This is a genomic window from Coprococcus sp. RTP31081st1_H1_RTP31081_211007 (assembly GCF_040227275.1).
Lineage (GTDB): Bacteria > Bacillota > Clostridia > Lachnospirales > Lachnospiraceae > Coprococcus > Coprococcus aceti.
Genome location: NZ_JBEHVP010000001.1, coordinates 695496 through 709734, shown reverse-complemented (window position 1 = coordinate 709734; position 14239 = coordinate 695496). Strand labels below are relative to the sequence as shown.

General features: G+C 33.1%; 8 protein-coding genes. 7 read left to right on the top strand and 1 reads right to left on the bottom strand.

The genetic code is table 11. The features are described 5' to 3' along the window. Position 1: 1 nt before the first annotated feature. From ABUA31_RS03115 to ABUA31_RS03085, 7 genes are read left to right on the top strand one after another with little or no spacing between them, the layout of a single operon-like run. Positions 2-898: a DUF4007 family protein gene (locus ABUA31_RS03115; RefSeq protein WP_349818493.1), complete on the top strand. Its 897-nt coding sequence runs from the start codon at positions 2-4 to the stop codon at positions 896-898. 9 nt (positions 899-907) lie between these two features. Then, the gene (locus tag ABUA31_RS03110) at positions 908-4564 is read left to right on the top strand and encodes a DUF6079 family protein (RefSeq protein ID WP_349818494.1); all 3657 of its coding nucleotides are present in this window, start codon (positions 908-910) and stop codon (positions 4562-4564) included. 15 nt (positions 4565-4579) lie between these two features. Further along, entirely contained in the window at positions 4580-5722 is a 1143-nt protein-coding gene (locus ABUA31_RS03105; RefSeq protein WP_349818495.1) for an aminotransferase class V-fold PLP-dependent enzyme, read from the top strand. Continuing rightward, positions 5723-7876, top strand: a complete 2154-nt coding sequence (locus ABUA31_RS03100; protein ID WP_349818496.1) for a DEAD/DEAH box helicase family protein — start codon at positions 5723-5725, stop codon at positions 7874-7876. It begins immediately after the preceding gene. Then, a complete protein-coding gene (locus tag ABUA31_RS03095; protein ID WP_055223846.1) occupies positions 7873-8070 on the top strand; it encodes a hypothetical protein in 198 nt (65 codons plus the stop codon). The genes ABUA31_RS03100 and ABUA31_RS03095 overlap by 4 nt, the downstream gene beginning before the upstream one ends. After that, positions 8061-10055 carry an AAA family ATPase gene (locus ABUA31_RS03090; RefSeq protein WP_055223848.1) on the top strand — a complete coding sequence of 665 codons (1995 nt, stop codon included), beginning with the start codon at positions 8061-8063 and terminating at the stop codon, positions 10053-10055. The genes ABUA31_RS03095 and ABUA31_RS03090 overlap by 10 nt, the downstream gene beginning before the upstream one ends. Before the next feature lies 1 nt (position 10056). Continuing rightward, positions 10057-10602, top strand: coding sequence for a DNA phosphorothioation-associated 4-like protein (locus tag ABUA31_RS03085; RefSeq protein WP_349818497.1), 546 nt, complete (start codon positions 10057-10059; stop codon positions 10600-10602). Between the two features lie 193 nt (positions 10603-10795). Here ABUA31_RS03085 and ABUA31_RS03080 read toward each other — a convergent pair whose 3' ends face one another. Then, positions 10796-13780 (bottom strand): NB-ARC domain-containing protein, encoded by a 2985-nt coding sequence (locus ABUA31_RS03080; RefSeq protein WP_055223852.1) that lies wholly within the window; start codon positions 13778-13780, stop codon positions 10796-10798. Positions 13781-14239: the final 459 nt, after the last annotated feature.

Sequence of the window (14239 nt, the reverse complement as noted above, 5' to 3'; positions counted from 1 at the left end):
TATGAGTAAAGAAATGGTGAAAAAACCTCGTGTAAAAGGCCATGGAACCTTTGTGTTACGAGATGGATGGATAAATAAAGCATTGTCAGAAATGGCAAAATCAGGAAATGAAAGAGTATTCACTGCATCCGATGCTACTGATATATTTGGGATTGGAAGCAATATGGTTACAGCATTAAGATATTGGGTGCAATCGTTTGGTTTTGTAGATGAAGCAAAACTATCAAAAGGTTGTTTTTTATCAGAATTTGGTGAATTGGTGTATAAATACGATAGATATTTGGAAGATTTATTTACAATTTGGATTATGCATTCGAATCTTGTGAAAAATTATGACAGAGCATCATTATTTCACGATTTTTTTAATGATGATAAAATCCAAACTGTTGGAAAAGAACAATTAACAACCATTTTTGTTCGAAAGTGGAAAGAATTTGAAATACCAGAGAAGTCAATTGAGAGCGATGTTGCAGTATTACTAAATACATACTGTAGAACGAAAGTAAATGATGATCCAGAAGATAAGATAGTTAGCCCATTGACTGAGTTAGGACTAATTAGTTTTAATGGAGAGGTTTATTCAAAAGTTCAACCGGATTTACGGACTTTACCGGATGAGGTTGTTTTATTTGAACTTAGCAACTTGTTTGAATATGAATATAATGGCAAAAGAGTAATTGGAGAAAAACGGAGCATTAGTATTGATAGAGTAGCAACAGGAATGTATAGTCTGGGGAATATATATAATCTTTCAAAGATTGCGGTTAATCAGTTCCTTAATAGATTGCAGAATTTAGGATTTATAACAGTTGATAGGACAGCTGGGTTGGATGTTATTTATGATATAGGGATACCAAAGCCATTAGATGTAATTAAAGAATATTATGCGCAAAGGTAGGATTATGAGATGAAGAAGTATTTAGGATTGAGCGAATTTGTAGGTTTTAATCCGGGATTTAGAAATGCTATTAATTTGGATTTGAATCTAAATCATAAAGAAAAATTACAAAGTTACATTCCAACTAAATCCTCAGTAGATATTTTGAAGAGATATTTAAAGGCAGTAGTTAATAATCAAATGCATTCATCTATGCTAATAGGACCATATGGAAAGGGCAAATCTCATTTATTATTAGTCCTTTTGGCAATACTCTCTTTAAACGTATCAGTTGAAGAAGAAAAAGAAATTTTAGATGAGCTTTTGGTGAAAATCCGCAGAATAGATGAGGACGCTGCAGAATACATTGTCAAAATTACAAATGATAATATTGGTCGTTTTATGCCAGTTATTATCAATTGCCAAGATGATGTGAATCAGGCATTTTTGCTTGGATTGAATAAGGCATTAAAACGAGAAGGGTTAAGTGAATTAACGCCGAAAACAGATTATCAGTATGCCGTAGAAGCGATAAATAATTGGAAAGCAAAATTCCCTGATACATATGATGAGTATCACAAATTGTTAAAAACAAAAAAAATTAGCCTTAATGCCATGAAAGCGGAATTAATGCAGTATAATCGTGATTATTTACTCATTTTTAAGGAGATGTATCCTCAACTTACATCAGGGAGTGTTTTCAATCCGCTAGCAGAAGCTGATGTAACAAGGGTATATATGAGTGTGGCGGACAAGCTTAGAGAAGAATACGGATATCGCGGAATATACATTGTATTTGATGAGTTTAGCAAATTTATAGAAGGTCAGGATAAAATTTCTTCTGGACTTAATATGAAATTAGTTCAGGATGTATGTGAGATGGCTAGTGACTCGAAAGATCCACAGATATATATTACTTTAGTTGCTCATAAGCCAATTAAAGAATATGGCACTAGATTAAGTCAGGAAACGATCAATTCATTTATCGGAATTGAGGGAAGAATTGACGCGGAAGTTATGTTTAAGACATCTGCTAAAAATAATTATGAGTTAATTGAAAATGCCATAATAAAAGACGGATTTGAAGTAGAGAAATTGCCTTCCAATGTAAGCAAGATGTATTTCTCTGAAAACACAATAAGTGATAACTATGCTGTTCCTGGTTATGAGGCAGAGTTTACAAGAGAAGATTTTGAAAAAATCGTAGTAAAAGGATGTTATCCGCTTACGCCAACAGCAGCGTACTTATTGTTAAGCATTAGTGAGAAAGTTGCCCAGAACGAGAGAACATTGTTTACATTTATTTCAAAAGACGAGCCAGGGAGCATGCCTGAGTATGTTAGGTCAAGTTGCTCAAAAAACGGTTTAGCGAGTTCAATATGGTCAATAATGCCAGATACTATTTTCGATTACTTTATTAATTTATTCAAGGATGAGGCGGATGATATAAAATCTATTTACCAGAAAGCAGTTGCAGCACTGGAGATTACAAAAATTTATTCAGATAATGTAATTTTAAATAGAATTATTAAGACTTTAGCTGTAATGATGATAGCAGATAATAGTCAAGAACTTCCTTGGAATGAGGATATGCTACGACTTGCAGTAAATTTGAACTATTCCAAAGATGCAAAGGAAAAATTCTCAGATGCTATTGATAGATTAGAATCAATTGGAGTTGTAGAAATAGATGGAAATAATTTTTATAAGTTTAAGACAATAGAGGGAAAAGAATTAGAAAGTGTAATACAGGAGAGGTGGCGTCTTGTTACTAATGAGAATGGAATAAAAGATGTATTACAGGATATATATCCTAATAAATATGTATTTCCTAAGAAATATAACTATGAATTTGGAATGACAAGGTTTTACAGATATTCTTTTTGTGATGTAAGATCTTTTTTGGCACTTAAAAACCCAGACGTATTTTTTGAAAATACAACATTTTGTGATGGACGAATAATATGCTTATTTCAAAATGATGAAAAAAATTATAGTAAGGAAATTCAAAAAAAATTACTTGAGTTTAGAAGCTACAAGATAGTTGTAATGTATGCTCACAAAATATTTGAGATAGAAGATGATGTACTGAAACTCCAAGTGCTGATAGACATAGTAGAGGACTATCGATTTATTGAAAAGAATAGTCGGCTTATACCAGAGATAAATGGACTCCGTGAGAGTCTTGAAAATAAGATAAGCGATTATTTGGTATCAAGCTATGGCAGATTTGGAGAGTATGATGTTGCATATTATTATGATGGAGAAGTTGTAGTAAGTTCTTCGGGAAATATAACTGAATGCATAGATGAACTGTGTTATAAGATATTCAATGCTACTCCAGTAATTAATAATGAATTTGTTAATAAACAAAATATTACTACAGGGGCAACTAAAACAGCCAGAAAAAACATAATGGAGCGATTATTGAAAAATGAATCTGTTAATGATTACATGACTGGAACAAGTCAAGATTCGACAATTTTCAGAGCTTTATTTGTAAGAAACGGTTTGTACAAGGAAACTCCAGAGGAAAGGATAAGTAATGTTATTGACATATTTGATACATATATTTCTGAATGTACGGGGCGTAGGAATAAAGTATCAGAGGTTATTAGCGTACTTACAAAGGAACCATACGGTTTACGCTTGGGGTTGTTGCCAATCTATTTTGCATATGTTCTTGGTAAAAAAACTTCAGATGTTGTAGTCTACTATGGAGATAAGGAGATACCGTTAACAACGGACACTGTAATAAATATGTGTGATTCTCCGGAACAGTACGAATTGTATGTATCTGAAAGTGATGCAGAAAGAGAAGCATATCTTGATAGTTTGATTGACATGTTTAATGTGGCTATTGATATTAACAGTAATGAATCTCGTATTGCTCAGATATTTAATTCAATGCAGAAATGGTATAGGGCATTGCCGCAAATAACAACAAATGTAAAAAGTAATCCTGATTATTTTGAAGATTCATATTATAAAAGAACATTAGTGAAAATGGGAAATATTCTTCAAAGATATGAGGTGAACCCGTATGAAGCATTATTTGAACAAATACCAAAGGTGCTTAGAACTGAAGGAAATTTAACGCAGTGCCTAGAGCGATTAGAAAATTATAAAGATAAATTACAAGGTTACTATAAGTGGATTGTGGAATGCACCATTGAAGAAACAAAGAAGGTATTTAAACAATCGCAGGATAGTCTAATTCATATTTTTTCGGAATGGTATGAAAATCAAAGTGACATGGCAAAGGGAACAATAGATGATCATTCTATTGCTACATTTATGAAAGCTATATCAAAGTTAATAAATATAAAAGACACGGCGATAACAAGTGATTTGGGTGTGATAGATGATATTGTAAAATCAGTCTCTGGTGTACATATTGATTATTGGAATGATTCGTCTCTTTCTCAATATGTTATGAAACTAGAAGGATTAAAAGACAAAATTGAGAAAATAAAGGATGAAACAATAGATAAATCTGATAGTAAAGCGGTATACACAAGTAGAAGTGGGCAACAGTTTTATTATGAAATTATTGAAAGTGACGAAACTGAAATGTTTAGAGAGGTTTTAGCAGGAACAATAGAAGATTTTGAAGGATTAGGAAAAAATGATCTGATTGCTGTTTTACTTGACGAGGTAGAACGTATATTGAAGGATGAAAAATGAGAAGAGGTGATGGTAGTGGAAGATAGTATTTATTTAGATAACGCAGCGACAACATTTCCGAAGCCAAAGCAAGTTTATGATGCTATGGATAATGTAAATAGGACATGTGCTGTTAATGCCGGAAGAGGAGCATATAAGCTCGCTAGTGAGGCAAACAAAATTATAGATAAAACAAAAAGACAATTGCTAGATTTAGTTAATGCACCTTCATCTGCAAATGTTGTGTTCACTCCATCAATTACTATTGCCTTAAACATGATTCTTCAGGGAATTGATTGGCAAAAGGGAGATGTGGCGTACATATCGCCATATGAACATAATGCTGTAGCTAGGACTCTTGAAAAAATAAGGAACGATTATCAGATTGAAGTAAAGTTAATGCCGTTACATGATAATTATGAAATAAATGTTCCGTTGTTGGAAGATATGTTTATTCAAGATAAACCTAAATGTGTTTGCTGTACGGGCATAAGCAATGTGACTGGTTATATTTTACCAACTAAAGATATATTTCGTGCTGCAAAAACAATTCAAGCTATAACAGTATTAGATTCAGCGCAATCGCTTGGATTAGTGGAACAGGATTGTGATAATATTGATTTTATTGCATTTGCAGGACATAAGACATTATATGGACCATTTGGAATAGGGGGGTTCATTGATAACAGTTACATTGAATTGAAGCAAATTATAGTTGGTGGTACAGGGAGTGATTCGTTAAATTTGCTTATGCCAAAGAAAAGTCCAAATCGTTATGAATCTGCAAGCAGTAATATAGTTGCTATCGCTGGACTTAATGCAGCTCTAGATGGACTGGATGTTAATGAAAATAATAAAAAAGAAAAAGAACTTACAGAATACTTGGTAAAAAAGTTAAAGGATACTTCAGGTGTGAGGTTATACTTGCCTAATACGAGTAGTCATATAGGAATTGTTTCGTTTAATTTAAAAAATAGTGGGTTATCAGCTGATGAGATTGGAAAAATATTGGATGATGAATTTGGAATTGCAGTCAGAACAGGTTTCCATTGCGCACCATATATTCATGGTATTATTGGGGATTTAGAATATAGCGGAACTGTGAGAATTGGCTTGGGAAAATACAATTCATTTGATGATATTGATGCGTTGTGTGAGGCGCTTGAGGAGATGGTATAAATGAGTTTGCAAGATGTTGAAGTAAAAATTGAATATAGATCGCTTATAGATAATGTAGCTAAAGAATTTTACATACCCATTCTGCAAGAAGCTTGTCATTATAAAAGAGCTGTTGGCTTCTTTTCATCCTCTTCTCTTGTTGAGATATCTAAAGGAATAAGTGAGCTAGTGAAAAATAGCAGTTCTCATGGAAAACCGTGTATTCAATTAATTGCATCACCCAAGTTATCATCAGAGGATATTGAGTCAATAAGGGAAGGATATAGGGCAAGAGAAAAAGTAATTGAATGTGCTCTTTACAGAGAGATGACTGAACCACAAAATCAATATCAAGAAAAGCAATTAAATTATTTGGCTAATCTTATTGCTGATGGAATTCTCGATATAAAGATTGCAGTTACATTGAGTAATGCTATGCTAGGAATGTATCATGAGAAGATGGGGATTATTTCTGATTCGGAAGGAAATAGAATTGCTTTTTCTGGTTCAATGAATGAATCAATCAATGCATTTGTTGCTAACTATGAAACCATAGATGTATTTAAAAGTTGGACTGGGGATTTAGATCGTGTAATAAAAAAAGATTTGGCATTTGATTCTATGTGGGCAGATACAGAGCCAGGAATAAAGGTTTATCAGTTTGAACAGGTAACAGATGAATTTATAAGTAGGTATAAGAAAGATACTGTAGTATATTCTGAATATAAAGAACCAGAGGATCAGGGAAATATATACGAAGATGAACTTACTTTTTTTAGGACACCTTCAGGTGTTGAATATTATGATTATCAGAAAGATGCAATGGATGCATGGATAAAGAATGGATGTTGTGGAATTTATGATATGGCAACGGGAACTGGAAAAACATTTACGGCGTTAGGAAGCTTGACCAAGTTATCGCAGCTAATGAAAGAGCAGATTGCTGTTGTAATAGTTGCTCCGTATATTCATCTTGTTGAACAATGGGTAGAGGACATTGAGTTATTTAATGTAAAACCAATAATAGCATATGGTTATCAAGGAAATAGATGGAGATCTGAGTTTAAAAACGCAATTTTAGCTTATAATAGAGGAATTAGAAAAAATTTTTGCATTATTACGACGAATTCAACATTTATTTCTGATGATTTTCAAAATTTAATAAAGGGGTTTAGAAAAAATTATTGCTTTGTGGCAGATGAGGCTCATAATTTAGGGGCAGAAAACACAAGAAAATGTCTACCTAAAACGGCAAGATATCGCCTTGCATTATCGGCAACCTTGGAGAGACACAGAGATGAGAATGGAACTCTCGCTTTAAGGCAGTATTTTGGAAATGACTGTATTAACTTTTCTTTGAAAGATGCAATTGATGGTGGCTTTTTAACACCGTATTATTATTATCCGTGCCTGGTGTATTTGGATCCTGAAGAGTTAGAAGATTACAATGAATTGACGCGAAAAATAATTAGATGTGGTGGAATTGCAGAAACAGGCGAAACGAGTGACTATGTTGAAAAATTGCTGATAAGGAGAGCTAGAATAATCGCTGGTTGTAAATCAAAGATTGATAAACTGATAGAAGTTATTGAACCTTATAAGGAAGACTATCACATGCTAGTTTATTGTGGCGCAACAAGCTACGATAGAACAGATATGGATGATGATGATCAGGTTAGGCAAATTGATGAAGTAAACAGAAGACTGTATACTCAATTGGGAATGAAAGTGTGTAAATTCACTTCGTCTGAAGATCCTGAAAGAAGGATAGAAATAAAAAAAATGTTTGTTGATGAATCGTTGCAGGTTATAACTGCAATAAAATGTTTGGATGAAGGTGTAAATATTCCGGCGATAAATAGAGCATTTATTTTGGCTAGTAGCAGTAATCCAAAAGAATATATACAAAGAAGAGGAAGGGTATTAAGGAAGGCTGAAGGGAAGGAATATGCAGAAATTTATGATTTTGTTACTCTTCCAAGAAAACTAGAGGATGTAAAATATCTTGATGAAGAAGAGAGAAAGAGAGATTTAAATCTTGTGTATCGTGAATTTGAGAGAATGATGGATTTTGCTAATACATCAAGTAATCCAACAAAATCAGATTTTCTAATAGCAAAAATACAAGAAACATATCGCATTAATAAGCGTGCATTTAAGGAGGAGAGCGAATGAATGATTTTATTACAGAGGATAATGAACTGATCGAATATGAAAAAATAGAAGTGGACGAGGAGCGCTTGAAACGTATGATAATCAGGATATATACTGCAGAGCGATCAAACACGAAAACAGCTAAATATGGTGAGCGTGAAATGAAAGATCTTATAAAGTCTATTATAGAGGGGGAGGTAAAAAAATGTTATTAAAATCGATTGAATATTTTAATTTCCGCCCTTTTCTTGGAAAACAGAGAATAGAGTTTTCTGCTTCAAATGAAAAGGAAAATGTAACAGTTATCTTGGGGGATAACACACACGGAAAATCCACTTTCGTATTATCGTTCATTTGGTGTTTTTACGGAGTGAGTAAATTTAATAAGCCTAAAATATTAAATGAGAATGTTGAAAATGATATGCGACCGGGGGAACAAGGAAAGGCGTATGTTCAGATTGAATTTGAAGATGATGGTAAAATATATACGATGAAACGTACTCAGCGATTTTTCATGCAAAATAATGGCGTGTTGAAAGCAGAAGATAGTATCGCAAATTTGACATATATAGAAAATAATGAACAGAAAACAGTTGGTAAAATGCAAAGTGATATAAATGTTGCTATTAAATCTATTTTACCATATGATTTATCTTCATTTTTCTTTTTTGAGGGTGAAAAAGATAATGAAATATCAAAAAAGGATCTTAGCGGTGCGGTAAAAATATTAATTGGACTGGAGGCTTTTGATAATATGAGAAAACACCTTCATGGCCCTCAAACTCAGGATTCACCAACTGCCGCAAGCGTTATGGGATATTATTGGGAAAAACAGAAGGATGCAAGTGGGGATGCTGCAAAAAAAGCATTTGCTGAAAAAGTTGCAGCAGAGAAAAAAATTGGCAATGTACTAAAGCGTATTACAGAAATTAATAATGAAATTGTAGAATATGAAGATAAAATTGAGGAGATTAATCAAGTGCTTAGAGAAGCCGCGCCGTCAAAAGAGTTACAGAGACGCCGTGACCAGATTGCAAGAGAGATAAAATCTGCAGAGGAAAATGAACGGAAAAAGAACAAATCATTTTTAAGATGTTTTAGTGAAGAATCATTGGCATTGTTTTTGACACCTCTTTTGGGTAAAACAGCAGATAAGCTAGTGGAGTTAGATGTTAATGATAAGGGGATAAAAGGTATTGAAGCAAAGGCAATCCGGGAGTTATTGCATAGAGGAGAATGCCTTTGCGGAACAGATTTAAAAGAAGGTTCTGCGGCATATAAGAGTGTAGAAAAATACATTGAATATGTTCCCCCTAGGTCTATAGGTGTATTAGTGAGCGATATGCAGGATAAAATTGCTGAATATTCCGAAAAAAATAAACAGTATGTTTCTAAGATGGAAGATTTGTACTCGGAGATTTTAAATTGCAGAACTAGAATAGATGAACTTGAAAGAGAAGACAAAGAAATATTAATCAAGATAAGAGAAATTGGCGAGTTTGATACAAATGAGGCGGAGAAAAATCTAACTATATATAAAGGAAGATTGAGGTCTCTTAGAGAAGAATTACAAAGAAAGAATTCTGAAAAGGGAAGTTTGGGATCGGCAATTGAAACGGCAACAAATAATTTCAATATGTACAAGAATAAAAATAAGGAAGTGAGGGAATATCAAGTTTATTATAAATATGCAGAGGCAATTTATAATTGGGTTCAGGACAATTACGAACAGAAAGAACAGCAAGTTAGAGATAAATTGAATAAACATATAAAAGAACTATTTGATAACATGTACACTGGACATAGAGATATTTCGATTGATGAAAAATATAATATAAACCTTACATTCAATGGCAAGGATGTTGATATCACTGGCGGATTAAGAGTAATTAAATATTTTTCGTACGTTGGAGCATTGGTTAAAACTGCATACGAAGTAATGAAAGAGAGAGAAGATGGTGATAATGGAGAAATGTTAGGAGAACAGTATCCTCTTGTTTTGGATGCGGCTTTTTCCCATGCAGATTCAACACATACTAAAAATATTGCACGTCAGCTTGCATCTGCTACTAGTCAGCTTATTTTTGCGGTTATGGAGAAAGACTGGAATTATGCAAAGGAAGGGCTTGATGGACATGTTGCAAGAATATATGAGCTACAAAAAATAAGTGAAACAGAAGTGAAAATAGTGGAGGTGTAGTATGGCTGGTATTTCTGAAAAAGGTAATAATGGTTTATTTGGAAATGAAGTTGAATTTAATGGAAAATATGCTACATATGCTCGTTTTCTAAAAGATGAAGTAGGTGTATTTCAGACATTCAGAGAAGTATATGTAATCGGGGCAATCGTCGGTTATTTAAACAATAGAACAGAATCTAAGGATGAAGGAGATAAGGTACAATCTGCCTCAATTTTTACAAATGAATTGAGTAAAAGGAAGATTGATCTAAGACATATATATAGAACAATAATGCTTTTAAAGGAAGAGGAAGGATTTACTCTTGATGATTACAAGAATAGAGCTTTTAGAGACGATCCTGTTGAAAATCCGGAAGTATATAAGAAAAATATGCAGATATTTAATTCTTATGCCTGTGGAGGCGTTGAATATTTATATGAGATGTTTAGAGATAAAAATAATGTAGAATCGGTGGTGGATACGTTATATCAGTTCTTGCATGAATTTAGTGTTGATGTTGGCATTGTGGAAGAAGAAGAATTGCCTGAATTTGATTTGAAGTTCTAAGAGAAGGAATATTGAAGGAAGACCTTAAGATTCTAGTGGTCCCAAGAAGATTAAAATTTTTTTGATATTTACACTATACAACAAGAACATCTGTTTTCCAAAAAGTTCTAGGAAAGAACTCGTAAATGCTCCATAGAATGTTCAATTTCTTACTATGGAGTATTTACGTTTTTGCCACCTGTATACATGAAAACTATAAGTGGTAAAGAATATGCAAGGTGTGTATTTCCTGTTTATACATACCAGGATTATCATTATCCAAAGTAATATATAATGTCAAGGCCTTGTCAAATTGTTCTAATGCTTCAGCATGACGTTCTGGGCATAACATCAGTAGTTTGCCATATAAAGCCGTTGTGCGAGCCTCTGAACTCATATGCTGTCCAGGGAATCGTTGGTCAAGTCGCTGGTAAATTACTATAGCGTTATTTATATACATTTCTGCATTTTGGATTTTTGATTGTCTCATTGCAGTATCTAGATAATGATTAATTCCCATAATGTTAGAGGTAGGCTTTTCGTTTAGATTTGTATATATCAGTTCTGCTAAATTAAAATATGTCCATGCTACCTCAGTAGAATCTATATTTCCTCTGGCATTTGCGAGAGATATCCGTATATCCAATGCTGTCTTGAGGAGTTTCTCTGTTTGCCTTTTATTTTCTAATATTTCATCCATAGTTAGATAAGTTATATCATTTGGGTTGGTATTTTTTGAAAATATAACTTTTGAAACATCAATGTTCGTATAAAATGCGCCAAGGTTATCAAGGCTCCATGCATAATCGTGTAATAATCGATAGTGTTCAGGATGTGCTGAACACAGAATTTCACGATAATTTACAGCTTCATTAAGATAGATATCAGCCAAAGTGATTCTTAATATGTCATTATTAAGGGAATTGCTTAATATATACCCTAAATGGTCTAGGCTGGTAGCTAACATGAGAATATTGCTATCAGTGTTTCCTTCCTCTTCTATAATCTGCTCTGCCAATTCAAGTGATTCCTTAAGTGTGAGTTCGGCATCTTTATAGCCAGACTTTGTGTATGAAAGCATATAGCCATAATAATATGTACATTTCCAGTACTGTTTCATATCGATATCATTCTTGGATGAAACTGATGAAAAATAATCATGAGCTTTTTTATAATAGTATTTACCCAAATTGATATTTCCGCGTTTCCTGGCAAAATCGGCAATATTGATCCAGTCATTTGCAGATAATATATCACCTTTATAAGACAGACAATCAACAAAAACAAGTTTCCTCAATGATGTCTCAAAACTATCAGATTCATTAAAAAATGAATTATCGGTGATTGAAGAGATAATTCCACCTAAGCATTTTCCTTCTCTGATCATTTCTTGCTTTATGTCCCAATATGTGGAATTTGTTTCTTTTGAGCAGGAAATTGCCTGATTCACCAGGGGATGAATAAAGAAATAATCATTTGTCTGTTTTATCCAGCCTTCTCTTACAAGTGGTGTTATGTCCTTCAGATTAAACCCCATCCAATCAGTTACTTCTTGAGTGAATACTCTTTCATTTTCTCGGAGACAATGAAAATCCCATAATATTAACTGTTGAAGAGGACTCCTTGTCTTAATATTAAAGAGCTTATATAGCTGACTTGCGACAGTCTCATTTCCTATGTCATAATATTCATCGTCAGACTTATCGGTTTTTAAAATCGTATAGTCGTGATTAGTTTCTACTAATGTATCGTCTGCATAACTGAAGTTATTCTTTATACGTTGATAGTATTTGTTTAGGTCGTGAGAAGAATGATAGCAGCCTTTGGCAAGTAACTCTATAACCATTGTGTTATATCCTGCAAGAGCACATAATGTCCTAACAGTTTCTTCATTGGATGAACGATATTTTTCTGATTCCGGAGAGTAATGATAAAACAATTCTATACATTTTTTGTCATCAGTTGCATTTCCTAGGTTTTCTATTTCATATGATGTTTCATATCCAGGTAATTCTGGTAATCTGGATGTAATAATAATTGTTATATTATTCCAAGAAGACATTCTTATAAGTTCTTTGTCTTGTCTTGGGTGTTGATTAATGCTGTCAATGTTATCGACATTATCTATCACAAGCAATTTTGATTGAGAGCTGTTTTTGAATGCTTTTTTTAAAGTCTCCCATTTTTTCGTTGCATCATTTTCAATCATTGTTTCATCGCTATAATTGATGGAAATATCAGATATCATACTTTGCTTAATATTGCCGGAGTAGTTAATCCATCCATAGCAGTCGTATTGATCTTTCAAATGAAAATATATCATACTTGCAAGACTTGTTTTTCCGCAACCACCCATTCCGTGAAGAAAAATATTAGAAACTTGATTGCTTCGTAGATCATAAGTTATATTATTAAATTCCTTTTCACGGAAAAGCACCTTTTGTGATGTGCTATGGATTATCATAGAATTAGTTAATTCTTTAGGAAGTTTATAATTTTCTGCTTCTCTATAAAGTATGGTGTTTGTAGATGCACCTACAACAGTATAGTCTGTAAGTTTGTGGGGAAAAATAGTATTTGGGCATATACAATCATTTAGCTTATCACTTTTATCGAGCGATCGCATTTCATATGGAATTACTTTAATGTGTCTTTGGGCTATTTCTGATTTGAGGTTAACGCTTGTATTTAAGAAAGTGATGGTTTCCTTTCCTAGACGATTATCACCTGTTGTGAATACGTAAAATAGGATATTAATCAGAAATTCAGTTAAGTCTATACAGTCAGTAGTAAGTAATTCTTCTCTTTTATATCCAGAATACATGTTAACAGTTTGAGTTAAACCGATGGTTATATCTGATGATATCGATCTGTCGTGTTCTATTATATAAATTACGGAGGAAACAAAATCCTGTATTTGATTTTTATCAAGTATACTTTTCTGTAATTCAATAGATGTTTTTTCAAGTTTGTCAATAAGTATATCTTCGTTTGTATCTAGGCATTCCTCTCTAGCTTCTTTCAAAACAACACAGTCACAATTTAACAGATGACTAACTGTTCCCCTGTCTTCAAAATCTCTTTTGGCAACAAATTCTTGAAAGGTCTTAGCGCAAACAGTTTTCCGATATGCATAGTTTCTTTTGCCATAATATTTTTGGGACATAAGAGTGAGCAAAACACCGATACAAAGATACATTTTAAAACCTCCAAAGCAATTCAGATAATAAATTACGCAAATATTATAACACATGAGATATAGCATTGCTATACATATAGCTGGAATGGATGTGTTTGATTCGGTGAAGATTGTGTATGAGTACAAGGTTCAAAAATTCAACTTTTATTCAACTTATTATCAGCCAATGTTGATTTCAAATATAGTATAACGAATATGCAAGGGAAAATGATTCAGCAAATAAAAAATTACAGACTTGAAATTCCCATCTGATGATGATCTTTGGCACAGATCGAAACATAGGCAGTAACATTACTGGGTATGTCATGGGAGCCGGCCGGTAACCTAAAAAGTATATTTTAAGGAGGATAAAATTATGTCATTTTGGAATGAAACCGTTTATGAGAATGGAGTTGAGGTAAGGTACAGCAACAACTGTGAGTTGTATCATTTGGATCCAAAGACGGGAGAGTATGATGC